Source organism: Dactylosporangium sp. NPDC000521 (assembly GCF_042898305.1).
GTDB lineage: Bacteria > Actinomycetota > Actinomycetes > Mycobacteriales > Micromonosporaceae > Dactylosporangium.
This window is the reverse complement of sequence record NZ_JBIAYW010000003.1, coordinates 389,127-401,140: the sequence shown is the minus strand read 5'-3', so window position 1 is coordinate 401,140 and position 12,014 is coordinate 389,127. Positions and strand designations below refer to the sequence as shown.

The following is a 12,014-nucleotide window of genomic DNA, read 5'->3' as shown; positions in this document are numbered from 1 at the left end:
GGCTGGACGCATGACCGAGCTGCCTGTCGACCAGCGTGCGTACAACCGCGAGCTCATCGCCGAGTTCCGGGCCGCGGGGCGGCGGCTGGAGGACCGGCCGCTGCTGCTGCTCACCACGAAGGGCCGCAAGACCGGCGCGCCGCACACCAGCCCGATGATGTACATCCGGATCGACGACAAGATGTACGTCATCGCCTCCAACGCGGGCGCCGTCAACGACCCGGACTGGTTCCGCAACCTGGTCGCCGAGCCGGCCGTCACCGTCGAGGCGGAAGGTGAGGAGTACGCCGCCACCGCCCGCCCCGTCGCCGACGAGGACCGGCCCGTGCTGTGGACCAGGATCTGCGAGCTGTACCCGTTCTTCGTCGACCACCAGAAGGGCGTCGACCGCAAGATCCCGGTCGTCGAGCTGGTCCGCCCTTCGTTCTAGGCTGGGCTGATCACCTTCTCGGGCTCGACGAACTGCCGGTCGGTCCCCGCTCCCCCGCCGCCCGCCTCGGCCGTCCACCAGGAGCCGTCGCGGAACTCCTCGGGCAGCTCGTCCTCCCAAGGGTCGAGGCCACGCTGCTCGACCGCGTCGAACCACGCGTCCCGCCGCGACGCCGGCAGCCGACCGCCGCACCACGGGCAGTACCCGATCACGACCATCGACGTGCCGCCGTCGCGGACGGGCAGCCCGTACTCGTCGAACCTCGCGTCATGGACGACGACCACATCCGGGTCGTCCTCGCCGTCCTCCGACTCCGCCAGAGCCAGCTGAGCGCGCATTCCGTCGCAGCAGTGTTTCAGCACGGCACGCAGTATGGCGGGCCTGCTTTGTCGGGTGTCCGGCAGGCCCGCAACTGTCGTTTGAGGGATAGTCCAGGCCGCTGAGCACGGTATACGCTCGTTTCACGGCGATGAACGGCTGGCACGTTTCCAGGATTCGACGCCCGCGGCGACGCTCTAGCGTCATCAGCAACACCGACCACTGAAGTCGCGAACACCCCCAACGCAATATCGAGAGGACCCACCATGAGCGAGTTCGACAGCGGCGCGGAATACGGTCACGTCGAGGCGGGCGAGAACCACGAGGCGCTGGACCAGCTGCACCAGGTCGACGCCAGCGAGAGCAACTACGACTCGCAGTTCGGCGTGTACGAGCAGGACCACGCGGCCGCCGAGTCGACCTCCTTCGACCAGGGTCACCAGGTGTCGTACACCGACGCGAGCGGCGCGACGTACCAGGAGTCGGACTTCACGTCGTACGACCACTCCGCCGCCGAGACGGACCACGTCTTCGCCGCCGAGGGCTCCGAGACGGCCAGCTCCAGCGAGTTCCACCAGCTCGACGCCATCCGGGCGCAGCTCGACTCCGCCTTCAGCGAGGCCACCGTCATCGACACCGACACCCCGCCGTCGATCGCCGCCGGCTGATCCTGCCCCGCTGTTCCTACTTCCTGACGCCGGCCCGCGGACCTTCCGCGGGCCGGCGCTCTGCGTGCGGCACCACGCCCCAGGCCGGCACGTGGGCCGGGCAGCGTGCGGCACCGCACGTGGACCGGCGCTCTGCGGGCGGCACCGCACGTGGACCGGCCGGCACGTGGGCCGGGCAGGATGGCGGGCATGACCAACGCAGCCCTGTTCCGCTCCCTGCACGACCCGGCCGACCCGATCGTGCTCGTCAACGCCTGGGACGCCGCCTCCGCGCGGGTCGTCGCCGCCGCCGGTGCCCGGGCGGTGGCGACCACGTCCGCCGGGGTCGCCTGGACGCTTGGCATGCCCGACGGTGACGTGCTGACCCGCGACGCGATGCTCGCGCACCTGCGACGGGTCGTCGCCGCGGTGGACGTGCCGGTGACCGCGGACATCGAGTCGGGGTTCGGCGCGAGCCCGGACGAGGTCGCGGAGACGCTGCGCGGGGTCGTCGCGGCCGGCGCGGTCGGCGTGAACCTGGAGGACACCGTCCGCGGCGCGCGGCCCGCCCTGCGGGAGGTGGCCGACCAGGTGGCGCGGGTCGGCGCCGCCCGGGCCGCCGCCCCGGACGTCTACATCAACGCCCGCGTCGACACGTACCTCCGTGGCGCCGGCGACCTGGAGGGGACCCTGGAGCGGACCCTGGAGCGGGCGCGCGCCTACCTCGACGCCGGCGCGAGCGGGATCTTCGTGCCGGGCGTGGTGGACGCCGACACCATCGGCAAGCTCGCCGCCGCGATCCCGGCGCCGCTGAACATCCTGGTCGAGCCGGGCGCGCCGACGGTCGCCGAGCTCGGCGAGCTGGGCGTGGCGCGGGTCAGCCTGGGCTCGTGGGTGGCGGAGGCGGCGTACGCCGTCGCACGTCGCGCCGCCGAGGAGGCGTTCACCGCCGGCACGTACACGAGCCTCGACGGCGCCCTCGACTACTCGGAGCTCAACCGCCTCATGAGCTGACCAGCGCCTGGGGCTTCCGCAGGCCCTCATCGGAGCAGCTTCAGCGCCGTCCTGACCGGCAGGCGCTCGACGGTGTGTTCGAACGACGTCTCCCCGAGGCAGAACCGCTCGAACATCCGCCACCCCGGCGGGGTGCGCAGCATCGCGTGGAAGAGCCCGGGCCGGCGGCTGAACGTGTCCAGCAGCCGCCGCCCGGCCGTCATCGCCGGGGCGAGCCGCTGCTCGACGGCGGTGACGTAGGCGTCGAGGTCACCGGTGGCGGCGGCCGCGCCGGCCAGGGCACCGGAGCGCACGGCGAAGCTGATCCCTTCGCGGGTCCACGGCTCGAGCAGGCCGGCCGCGTCACCGGCGACGAGAACGCGGCCGGTGCGCAGCGGAGACGTGGGGGTGCGGCAGCGGGTCAGGTGGCCGGAGTCGTGCACGGGCTCGATGCCGTCGAGGCCGACCCGGGTCACGAAGTCGCGCAGGTACTGCTTGGTCCGCTCGCCCTCCCCGCGGGACGCGATCACGCCGACGGTGAGCACGTCGTCCTTCGGGAACACCCACGCGTAGGAGCCGGGCAGCGGGCCCCAGTCGATCAGCAGCCGCCCCTTCCACCGGGCGGCGACGTCGGCGCCGACGGGCAGCTCCACCTCGAGTCCGAGGTCGACCTGGCCGTACTCGACGCCGGCGTGCCGCGCCGTGATCCCTGACGACCCGTCGGCGCCGATGACGGTGCGGCCGGTGACGGTGGAGCCGTCGGCGAGCCGGACCACGACCGCGTCGCCGGTCTGTTCGAGGGACCGGGCCGTCGCCGACTGCCGCACGACCGCGCCGGCCTTCTCCGCGGCGAGCCGCAGCGCGTCGTCGAACCTGGGCCGGCGGACCATCTGCAGCAGCGGGCCGCGCCGGGCGGAGCGGGCGAACGCGCGCCGCCCGTCGTGGGTGAACTCGACCCGCGTGATGTGATCGTCGGCGGGGATGTCGATGCGGCCCTCGACCGACTGGACGGTGAAGCCGATCAGCCCGCCGCCGCAGGTCTTGTACCGGGGGTGCACCGCCTTCTCCAGGACGAGCGTCCGGGCGCCGCCGGTCGCCGCCGCGTGCGCCGCGGACAGCCCGGCCGGCCCGCCGCCGACGACGACCACGTCCCAGTCCTGCGGGGGTGCGCTGTTGGGTTCACTCACCCGAGCAGCGTAGAGGGCCGGATTCACAGGTGAGATTGGCCTCGTGTGACGCAGACGTCATCCGAATGAGTGAGCAATCTGTTTGACTGGCGGAATGTCCGCGATCGACCACCTCATCCACGCCAATGAGCAGTACGCGAGCACCTTCCCGGGCCCTCGCCCGGTGCGCCCGCGGCTGCGGCTGACCGTCATCACCTGCATGGACTCGCGCCTTGACCTCTTCGGTGCGCTGGGCCTGGAGATCGGGGACGCGCACCTGATCCGCAACGCCGGCGGCCTGCCGACGGAGGAGGTGCTGCGCTCGCTCGCGATCAGCCAGCGCCGGCTCGGCACCCGCGAGGTCGTGCTGATCCACCACACCGAGTGCGGCATGCAGGACTTCGACGACGACGAGTTCCGCGCGACGCTCACCGCCGAGACGGGCCGGGCGCCGGGCTGGGACGTGCCCGGGTTCACCGACCTGCACGAGACGATGCGCTCCTCGATCGAGACGGTCCGCCAGTGCGCCTGGCTGCCGCACCGCGAGGACGTGCGCGGCTTCATCTTCGACGTCGCCAGCGCCAAGCTCGAAGAGGTCCACTGACTCCGGTGCGGTCCTACGTGGTGACGGGCGGCGGCCGCGGTGTCGGCCGCGCCGTCGTCGAGCGGCTGCTCCGCGACCCCGGCGCGACCGTCGTCGTGCTGGAGCGCGACGCGAGCGCCCTGGCCTGGATCACCCCGGGTGGGCGGGTCGAGGGGGTCGCCGGGGACGCCGGGGACGAGGAGGTCGCCGAGCGCGCCGCCGACCTCGCCGAGGCGCGGGGCCCGCTCACGGGCTGGGTCAACAACGCCGCGGTCTTCCGCGACGCCTGGGTGGACACGGTGCCGGCGGGCGAGGTGCTCGCCCTGATCATGGCGAACCTCGCCCCGGCCGTGACGGGCAGCGCCACCGCCGTGCGGCGCTTCCGCGCGGCGGGCCACGGCGGCGCGATCGTCAACGTCTCGTCGCACCAGGCGCAGCGGGCCGTGCGCGGCGCCTTGCCGTACGCCACCGCCAAGGCCGCGATCGAGGGCCTGACCCGCGCCCTCGCCGTCGACCACGGCCCGCACGGCATCCGGGTCAACGCCGTCGCCCTCGGGTCGATCGGGACCGAACGGTCGGCGGCGCACCTGGCCGCCCGCCCACCGGACGAGGCCGCCCGCATCGTGGACCAGCTCGCCCACCTGCACCCGATCGGCCGCGCCGGCGACGCGGCCGAGGCCGCCGAGGCGGTCGCGTTCCTGCTCTCGCCCGCCGCGTCGTTCATCTCCGGCGCGGTCGTCCCGGTCGACGGCGGCCGCGCCGCCAGGGGCGACGACCCCGAGTCCCGCTGACGCCCGTCGCTTTCGCGGCTTTCGAGGTGCTTTCTTGGTGAGTGGGATGCAAAGAGCGGGGGTTGCCGCGAGGGGGCAGGGGGCCTCACAGATGCCGGGTCATGCTGCACGATCGATCCCATGCGATACGGGGGGCGGCTGAACCGCATCGAGTTCACAGCGCTGATCGACCAGCGGGCGAACCGGATCCGCGCGAGCGCCGCCGCGCTGCCGCTGTACGGGATGGCGGGCTGGAGCGGCCCGTGCCGCATCGGCGCCTGGACGTGGGACGACGACCGGCTCGTGCACGCCGGCCTGACCTTCGGCGACCCGGCCGCGGGCGGCGGCTGGGTCGAGGTCGTCACCACCGCCGGCCCGCCCCTGCCGCTGCTCATCGACATACGCGTCGCCGCCGTCATGCCCCAGCCGCCCGAGGACCGCAAGACGTACGAGCGCAACCTCCGCGCCGCGTCCACCCCGGCCCCGCACCGCGTGGGCATCACCGTCGACGGCGTGCCGAAGCCCTTTCAGCGCTGGCCCGACCAGCAGGTCACCCCGGCGCACAAGGGCTGGCTCGCGGTCCTCGACGAGGTGCCCGGCCTGCTGCTGCGCGTCTCCAACCTCGCCCCTGCCGAGATCAGACTCGCCCGCGTCGGCGACCTGGAGCCCCACCTGGTCGGCACGAGGACCCAGCTGCTCGCCGGCTACGACGACCACGCCGAGGACCCGGCGCCCTCCTGAACATCCGCTCACCCCTTCGACCCCACAACGGACGAGCTCACGCCTCGCCGGTCTTCCTCTCTGCCCACGACCGGCACTGCCCACGACCGGCACGGCCCCACGACCGCCACGGCCCCACGACCGGCACTGCCCCACGACCGACGCGCCGCCGCCCGGAGTCCGGCCTGCCACGCACCCCTTCGACCCACGACGGGAGCTCCGGCGCCCGAGGCCGGCTGACCACTACTCGCCCCTTCGGCACCCGAACGGGCGGTGCTGGCGCGTGTCTCCCTCTCGCCCACGACGGGCGTGCGGGCACGTCTCTCGTCGCCCACGACGCAGCTGCGACGGCGCGCCTCCCCCTCGCCCGACATGGGCGTGGGCGTCGCTCCCCCTTGTCCGCAGCGGGCGGAGGCGGCGCGCCGGGACGTGGGTCGACGCCGGCTCGCGGCGGGGCGGTCAGTATCGCGAGGCGAGCGCCTGCGCGAAGTTCACCCGTTGCAGCGCCTCGGCCGCGTGCTGCGGCGAGTACACGACCTCCCGCGCCATGTAGTGGAACTGCCCCGCCTGCACCGACACGATCATCGGCCCCGACATCGTGTGCGTCTTCGCCGTCAGGAAGAACAACCCGAACAGCAGAAACAGGCTCAACCCGCACGTGAACGGCGCGAACACCACTCCCAGCACAGCGCACGTCACCCCCAGGCCGATCCCCCACCCCGCCGTCGTGACGACCGGCATCGGCTGCGAGATCACCATCCATCGGCTGCCCTGGATCGGCCACACCCCGACCGGCGTGTAGATCGCCTTGCCGTCGACCCGGACGTCCCCGATCTGCACGTCCGGCCCGTTGTACGCGGGCACATGCCCGCCACCGCCGCTGTAAGGGATGGGTAACGTCACGTTAGCATTGTGCCGCCTCGCCTTCCGCCTCGGGGACCCCCTCACCGGTTCCCACCCACCGGCTGAACGGTCGTCCCCCTCGACCGCCGCTGATGTTCACCTGCGATCCCGCTGCATTCCGGTGACGGTCTGGCCGGATGGGCTGGTGTGCTCCCACCGAAGGCCGGAGTGCGAAGCGCGGGCGGCCGGGCCGCACCGCCGCGGCGGGGATCGGCGTGAGGCGCCGGGGCGGTTCAGTGCCCGGCAAGGTGCTCCGCCAGCCGGTCGAAGAAGTGGCGCCAGCCCGCCGCGGCGCCGGCGGCGTGCTCGGCGTCGGTGTTCACACCCTGCTGGCGCATCGTCATCTCGGTGCAGCCGTCGCCGGTCGGCTTGAACATCACGCTGACGGTCGAGGCGATGTCGCCAGTCGTGTTGTCAGGGTCGCCGGTCGTCATGACGAGCCGGGTGGGTGCGTCGAGCTCACGGTAGAAGCCGCCGAGCGGATACTCGTTGCCGGCGCCGTCGAGCATGACAACCTGCCACGCGCCGCCGGGCCGGGTCTGCATGACGATGCGGTCCTCGGGCGTCGTGAACTCCCGCGGCCCGAACCACTGGCTGAAGCCGGCCGGCGTCGTCCACGCCGTGTACACGCGTTTCGGCTCGGCGGGGAGCCTGCGGGTGATCGAATACTCAACCGTGCTCACGGTGCGCTCCTTGCGCGAGAGTGGAGGGCCGGCGGTCCGCCGGCCCTCCAGGTGAGATCAGGCGTAGACGGCGGCGAGCCACTCGGACCAGGTGCCCTCGGCGGCCGCCTGGTCGATGTCGGCGAACACGTGGTGGCCGGTGAGGATCATGCCGCCGCCGCCCACGAACCGCAGCAGCGCGTCGTCGGTGCGCACGCCCAGGAACCCGGGCTCCAGGACCACGTCGACCACGCCGACGACGTCTCGCCCGCCGACGGTGAGCTGGACCTTGTCGCCCTCGCTGACCGGCCCGGTCAGTCCGACGGCGCCGACGAGGGCGGCCCACGCCTGCTCCTGGTCGGACTGCTGCGGCCCGAACGCGGTGACCGGCACAGCGGTGCGGCCCGGGAAGTGCACCAGATACTGCTCGAGCGTGCGCAGGTAGAGCGGGTTGCCCTTGCGCAGCGCGTCATACTGCTCTTCCCAGTCGCCGGCCAGGATGCCGCTGTGGACCATGCGCAGTGCGGTGCTCCCGCCGTCGCGGCCCTCGACCAGATACTCGAACGCCATGAACGTGCCGTCCTCGGCGGGCGTGCTCTTGTACGCGAACCGGTGCGGCGGCTCCCACGCGGTGACCGTCGACTCGGCGGTGAACCCGGGCATCGTGAACACTCCGCGTCCGCCGACGCGGGGCTCGACCTCGGTCCTGCCCATGAACCAGGAGTCGATGCCGGGGCCGGTGGCGATCGCGTCCCAGACCTGCTCGGGCGTGGCCGCGATGTCGATGTCGTGGGTGAGCTCGAATTCGTGCGACATGTCAGGACTCCTCGGTCTGTGGGCGGTGCTGGCTTTCGATCTGGATGTCGATGTCGGCGTCGACGGCGGCCGCGTCCATCGGACGCCCACCTTCCGGACGCAGGCTCGGATGGATCGCGATGATGACCCTGTGGTCGCGGCCACCCTCGGCGCGCTCGTCGTGATAGCGGCTCACCAGTCCGGCGACGGCCGCGGTCAGCTCCTGGACGAACGCGGCCCTGTCGGCCGCGGAGGCGAACCGCACGGTGCCGTCGAGCGCGAAGGTGGCGACCGGCTTGCCCGCCCGGGCGGCCCCGGTGATGAGCGTGCCGACCTCTTTGACGAGCCGGGCCGCGACGGCGAGCAGCCATCGCGCGGACAGCCTGTCGGGCGACTTCGCCGGGTCGGGCGCCACGGCCGAGAGCGCCGTCGGCGAGATCACGAACGACGCGGCAGCGGCTCGCAGCACGCGCTCCGTGACGTTGCCCTTGCGCCGCTCCTCCACGAGCTCGACGAGGCCGTGCGCCTCGAGCGTCTTGAGGTGGTAGTTCACTTTCTGCCGGGGCAGGCCGACGATCGCCGCCAGACTGGTTGCCGAGTGCGGCTCGACCAGCAGCGACAGCAGCCGCGCCCGGATCGGGTCCAGCGCCACCTCTGCCGCGCCGGCCTCCTCGATGACTCCCACTTCGAACATGCGAGAACCGTATCCGCCGACAACTACAACTGTCAAGACAAAAGAAATTGTCGGTGTCAGGAGCGGGTCGGTGGCAGCAGGCCCAGGGACATCGCGGTGGTGACGGCGGCGGTGCGGTCGCTGACGTCGAGCTTGTTGAACGCGCGGAGCAGGTGGGTCTTGACGGTGGCCTCGGTGATGTGGAGGGTGCGGCCGATGTCGGCGTTGGTGGCGCCGGTGGCGACGAGGGCGAGGACCTGCAGCTCGCGGGTGGAAAGGATCGGGGTCTGGGTGGGTTGGGGCGGGTTGCGGACCCGCTCGACGAGGCGGCCGGCGACGGACGGGGCCAGGACGGTCTCGCCGCGGGCGGCGGCGCGGACGGCGGCGGTGAGGTCGGTGCGGGAGGCGTCCTTCAGCAGGTAGCCGCTGGCCCCGGCTTCGACGGCGCGGAGGATGTCGGCGTCGGTGTCGTACGTGGTGAGGACGACGACCCGGGTCCGCGGGAGGGCGGCGAGGATGCGGCCGGTGGCGCCGGCGCCGTCGAGGCCGGGCATGCGCAGGTCCATGAGGACGACGTCGGGGCGGTGGGTGTGGGCGGCGGCGACGGCCTCGTCGCCGGAGCCGGCCTCGCCGACGACGGTCAGGTCGGGCTCGGGGTCGAGCATTCCGCGCAGCCCGTCGCGGACGACGGGGTGGTCGTCGACCAGCAGCACGCGGATCTCAGGCCGGGTCATGACAGCTCGACCGTGACCGTGGTGCCGGCGCCCGGGCGGCTGTCGACGGTGCAGACGCCGCCGGCGTCCTCGACCCGGGCGCGCAGGACCGCCAGCCCGTAGCCGGAGGCGGCAGCGGCGGCGTCAGCGCCGGAACTGGCGCCGGCGGGGAGGGTGAAGCCGACCCCGTCGTCGGTGACGGTGAGGACGACCGAGGTGCCGGTGGTGGTGAGCCAGACGTCGACGGCGGTGGCGCCGGCGTGCTTGCGGACGTTGGTCAGGGCCTCCTGCAAGGCGCGCAGCAGGACCACCTGCTGCGCGGTCGGCAGGTCGACGAGCGCACCGGTGGCCGGCGGGAGGTGGCAGGCCGTGCGGATGCCGGTCTCGGCCGCCAGCCGGGAGAGCTGACGGCGGACCGCGTCGCCGAGACCCGCGGTGCGCAGGTCGGCGGGGCTGAGGGCGGCGACCAGGGCGCGCGCCTCCGCCAGGTTGTCGCGGGCGGTGCCGGCCACCTGCTCGAGGCGGCGCGCGGTCTGCGCGGGGTCGGCGGCGGCCTGGGCGAGGGCGATGATGCTCGTGAAGCCCTGCGCGAGGGTGTCGTGGATCTCGGCGGCGAGCCGGGCCCGTCCGGTGAGCACGCCGGCCTCGTGGGAGAGGCGGGCGACCTCGGCGCGGCTCGCGGACAGTTCGGCGATCATCGCGGCCCGCTCCTCGTTCTGGTCGGCGAGGCGGGCGATGTACGTGCCGGCGACGATCGCGAAGGCGAGGCCCAGCACGGTGAGCGGGATCAGGCCGTGGACCCGCGTCAAGGTGCCGTCGCGCAGGTAGGCCAGCGGCACCGGGATCAGGTCGAGGGCGGCGACGGCAGCGATGGCGGGGCGCAGCGGGAGCACGGCGAAGAGCATCGCGCCCCAGGCGAACAGCGCGAACGACGCCGTGTGGTCGAGCCAGACCGCGGTGAGGTGCAGCAGCGCCAGCACCGCCACGAAGAGCGGCGAGGCGAACGGCACGAGGCGGAACACGACATACCAGCCGAGGCACGCCACCAGCAGCACGCACGCGAGCACGGAACCGGGAGGGTCGGCCAGCATGAAGCCGACGACCGACCCCACGACCGCCACGTACAGCACGTCCCACCGGCCGAACGTCACCGGCGCGACCAGCGGAACGTCAGCAGGCTCAGGACCAGTCCGGTCAGGCACCACGCCTGCAGGACCAGGACGGGCAGGTTGAGCACCGCCGGTGCGCTGCGGGCCGACCGGGCCAGCGACGAAGCGGCGATGCCCAGCAGGGTACAGGCGACCACCGACAGAATCAGGAGCCAGCCGAACGTCAACCAACGATCAACGCTCAGGAAAACTGGCAGGTCGAAGAGCAGCACGCCGACCAGCAGCAGCACCAGCACCTCGAAGACGGCGGCGAAGAAGACCAGCACGATCTTGCCGATGAAGTAGGCGCCGGCGGTGACGGGCGTGCCGCGCAGGCGCTTGAGCGTGCCGTCCTCGCGGTCGGCGGCGATGCCGACGCCCATGGAGATGAACGCGGTCGACAGGATGCCGTACGCGATCATGCCGGCGGCGAAGACCTGGCTGTGCGTGGTGGGCGACCCCGGCGACACGGGCGTGTCGAAGATGAGGCCGAGCAGGATCGTGAGCAGCGCCGGGAACGCGAACGTGAAGATGACCGCGTCCTTCTGCCGCACGAGCTGCAGCACCTCGACGTGACCACGCGCGCGGCCCATCGCGTACAACGACGGCATGGTCATGACCGGGCTCCGATCAGGTCGAGGTAGACGTCTTCCAGGCTGGGGCGGCGGATCCGCAGATCGAGCGCGTCGGGCGGCAGCGCGGCGACGACGCTGCTGGGCGAGTCGGTGCGCACCTCGTGCAGCCCGGTGCCGTCCCGCCAGGTGACCGTGGCCTGGGCAGTGGCCAGTCCGCCCACAGTGGACGGTGTACCGGCGGCGACGATCCGCCCACCCGCGATGATCGCCAGCCGGTCGGCGAGCGCCGCGGCCTCTTCGAGGTAGTGGGTGGTGAGCAGGACCGTGGTCCCGTCGGCGGCGAGGGAGCGGATCAGCGCCCAGAACTGCCGCCGCGCCTCCGGGTCGAAGCCGGTCGTCGGCTCGTCGAGGAAGACCAGCGAGGGGTTGCCGATGATGCCGAGCGCCACGTCGACGCGGCGCCGCTGCCCGCCGGACAGCGTCCGCACCCGGGCGCCGGCCTTGTCCGGCAGCCCGACGAGGTCGAGCACGAGTGAAGGATCGCGCGGGGCAGGGTAGAAGCGCGAGTAGTGCCGGACGGTCTCGCGGACCGTGAGGTCGGCGGCGTCCGTGGCGGTCTGCAGCACGATCCCGATCCGGGACCGCCACCGGCGGCCGGCGGTGGCCGGGTCCTCCCCCAGCACCCGTACGTCGCCCGAATCGCGCCGACGGTGGCCTTCGAGGATCTCGACGGTGGTGCTCTTGCCCGCGCCGTTGGGCCCGAGCAGGGCGAAGACCTCCCCGGGCCCAACGGAGAGGGAGATCCCGTCGACGGCCGGGATGCCCCCGTACGCCTTGCGCAGCCCGTGCACTTCGATCGGTGTCATGCGGCCATCGAACCCCGTACACCTGCCGCAGCGGGACGACCGGAGGACTGAA

16 protein-coding genes are annotated in these 12,014 nt (G+C 72.9%); 6 read left to right on the top strand and 10 right to left on the bottom strand.

From position 1 onward, the window contains the following. Window positions 1-10 precede the first annotated feature (10 nt). Window positions 11-430, top strand: a complete 420-nt coding sequence (locus ACFY3L_RS12000) for a nitroreductase family deazaflavin-dependent oxidoreductase (protein ID WP_389321854.1) — start codon at window positions 11-13, stop codon at window positions 428-430. Here ACFY3L_RS12000 and ACFY3L_RS11995 read toward each other — a convergent pair. Further along, window positions 427-792, bottom strand: a complete 366-nt coding sequence (locus ACFY3L_RS11995; RefSeq protein ID WP_389321852.1) for a DUF6980 family protein — start codon at window positions 790-792, stop codon at window positions 427-429. The genes ACFY3L_RS12000 and ACFY3L_RS11995 overlap by 4 nt on opposite strands. Before the next feature lie 222 nt (window positions 793-1,014). Here ACFY3L_RS11995 and ACFY3L_RS11990 point away from each other — a divergent pair, with 222 nt between their 5' ends. Beyond that, window positions 1,015-1,416, top strand: a complete 402-nt coding sequence (locus ACFY3L_RS11990; RefSeq protein WP_389321850.1) for a hypothetical protein — start codon at window positions 1,015-1,017, stop codon at window positions 1,414-1,416. Between the two features lie 189 nt (window positions 1,417-1,605). Continuing rightward, window positions 1,606-2,409 carry an isocitrate lyase/phosphoenolpyruvate mutase family protein gene (locus ACFY3L_RS11985; protein WP_389321848.1) on the top strand — a complete coding sequence of 268 codons (804 nt, stop codon included), beginning with the start codon at window positions 1,606-1,608 and terminating at the stop codon, window positions 2,407-2,409. Between the two features lie 26 nt (window positions 2,410-2,435). Here ACFY3L_RS11985 and ACFY3L_RS11980 read toward each other — a convergent pair whose 3' ends face one another. Then, the gene (locus ACFY3L_RS11980) at window positions 2,436-3,575 is read right to left on the bottom strand and encodes a geranylgeranyl reductase family protein (RefSeq protein ID WP_389321846.1); all 1,140 of its coding nucleotides are present in this window, start codon (window positions 3,573-3,575) and stop codon (window positions 2,436-2,438) included. Between the two features lie 94 nt (window positions 3,576-3,669). Here ACFY3L_RS11980 and ACFY3L_RS11975 point away from each other — a divergent pair, with 94 nt between their 5' ends. The 3 genes from ACFY3L_RS11975 (at window position 3,670) to ACFY3L_RS11965 (ending at window position 5,648) form a co-directional block, all read left to right on the top strand. Next, a complete protein-coding gene (locus ACFY3L_RS11975) occupies window positions 3,670-4,158 on the top strand; it encodes a beta-class carbonic anhydrase (protein ID WP_389321844.1) in 489 nt (162 codons plus the stop codon). Window positions 4,159-4,163: 5 nt separating this feature from the next. Beyond that, window positions 4,164-4,928: an SDR family NAD(P)-dependent oxidoreductase gene (locus ACFY3L_RS11970; RefSeq protein WP_389321842.1), complete on the top strand. Its 765-nt coding sequence runs from the start codon at window positions 4,164-4,166 to the stop codon at window positions 4,926-4,928. 120 nt (window positions 4,929-5,048) lie between these two features. Then, window positions 5,049-5,648, top strand: a complete 600-nt coding sequence (locus ACFY3L_RS11965) for a hypothetical protein (RefSeq protein WP_389321840.1) — start codon at window positions 5,049-5,051, stop codon at window positions 5,646-5,648. Window positions 5,649-6,086: 438 nt separating this feature from the next. On the opposite strand, the gene ACFY3L_RS11960 is transcribed toward ACFY3L_RS11965, so the two are convergent. From ACFY3L_RS11960 to ACFY3L_RS11925, 8 genes are all read right to left on the bottom strand, one after another. Continuing rightward, window positions 6,087-6,530 (bottom strand): hypothetical protein, encoded by a 444-nt coding sequence (locus ACFY3L_RS11960; RefSeq protein WP_389321838.1) that lies wholly within the window; start codon window positions 6,528-6,530, stop codon window positions 6,087-6,089. Between the two features lie 233 nt (window positions 6,531-6,763). After that, window positions 6,764-7,213 carry an SRPBCC domain-containing protein gene (locus tag ACFY3L_RS11955; RefSeq protein WP_389321836.1) on the bottom strand — a complete coding sequence of 150 codons (450 nt, stop codon included), beginning with the start codon at window positions 7,211-7,213 and terminating at the stop codon, window positions 6,764-6,766. A 57-nt stretch (window positions 7,214-7,270) separates the two neighbouring features. Continuing rightward, entirely contained in the window at window positions 7,271-8,008 is a 738-nt protein-coding gene (locus ACFY3L_RS11950) for an SRPBCC domain-containing protein (protein ID WP_389321834.1), read from the bottom strand. Window position 8,009: 1 nt separating this feature from the next. Continuing rightward, window positions 8,010-8,681 (bottom strand): ArsR/SmtB family transcription factor, encoded by a 672-nt coding sequence (locus tag ACFY3L_RS11945; RefSeq protein WP_389321832.1) that lies wholly within the window; start codon window positions 8,679-8,681, stop codon window positions 8,010-8,012. Between the two features lie 56 nt (window positions 8,682-8,737). Then, window positions 8,738-9,394, bottom strand: a complete 657-nt coding sequence (locus ACFY3L_RS11940; RefSeq protein WP_389321831.1) for a response regulator — start codon at window positions 9,392-9,394, stop codon at window positions 8,738-8,740. Further along, on the bottom strand, window positions 9,391-10,524 hold the full coding sequence (locus ACFY3L_RS11935) for a sensor histidine kinase (protein ID WP_389321829.1): 1,134 nt from the start codon (window positions 10,522-10,524) through the stop codon (window positions 9,391-9,393). The genes ACFY3L_RS11940 and ACFY3L_RS11935 overlap by 4 nt, the downstream gene beginning before the upstream one ends. Beyond that, window positions 10,521-11,138 carry an ABC transporter permease gene (locus ACFY3L_RS11930; protein WP_389321827.1) on the bottom strand — a complete coding sequence of 206 codons (618 nt, stop codon included), beginning with the start codon at window positions 11,136-11,138 and terminating at the stop codon, window positions 10,521-10,523. Before ACFY3L_RS11930 ends, ACFY3L_RS11935 begins: the two co-directional genes overlap by 4 nt. Next, window positions 11,135-11,962 (bottom strand): ABC transporter ATP-binding protein, encoded by an 828-nt coding sequence (locus tag ACFY3L_RS11925; RefSeq protein WP_389321825.1) that lies wholly within the window; start codon window positions 11,960-11,962, stop codon window positions 11,135-11,137. The genes ACFY3L_RS11930 and ACFY3L_RS11925 overlap by 4 nt, the downstream gene beginning before the upstream one ends. Window positions 11,963-12,014: the final 52 nt, after the last annotated feature.

Coding starts and splice junctions, on each gene's coding strand:
- ACFY3L_RS11950 (WP_389321834.1), bottom strand. CDS start 8,008: ATGTCGCACGAATTCGAGCTCACCCACGACATCGACATCGCGGCCACG.
- ACFY3L_RS11985 (WP_389321848.1), top strand. CDS start 1,606: ATGACCAACGCAGCCCTGTTCCGCTCCCTGCACGACCCGGCCGACCCG.
- ACFY3L_RS11940 (WP_389321831.1), bottom strand. CDS start 9,394: ATGACCCGGCCTGAGATCCGCGTGCTGCTGGTCGACGACCACCCCGTC.
- ACFY3L_RS11925 (WP_389321825.1), bottom strand. CDS start 11,962: ATGACACCGATCGAAGTGCACGGGCTGCGCAAGGCGTACGGGGGCATC.
- ACFY3L_RS11965 (WP_389321840.1), top strand. CDS start 5,049: ATGCGATACGGGGGGCGGCTGAACCGCATCGAGTTCACAGCGCTGATC.
- ACFY3L_RS12000 (WP_389321854.1), top strand. CDS start 11: ATGACCGAGCTGCCTGTCGACCAGCGTGCGTACAACCGCGAGCTCATC.
- ACFY3L_RS11945 (WP_389321832.1), bottom strand. CDS start 8,681: ATGTTCGAAGTGGGAGTCATCGAGGAGGCCGGCGCGGCAGAGGTGGCG.
- ACFY3L_RS11990 (WP_389321850.1), top strand. CDS start 1,015: ATGAGCGAGTTCGACAGCGGCGCGGAATACGGTCACGTCGAGGCGGGC.
- ACFY3L_RS11975 (WP_389321844.1), top strand. CDS start 3,670: ATGTCCGCGATCGACCACCTCATCCACGCCAATGAGCAGTACGCGAGC.
- ACFY3L_RS11930 (WP_389321827.1), bottom strand. CDS start 11,138: ATGACCATGCCGTCGTTGTACGCGATGGGCCGCGCGCGTGGTCACGTC.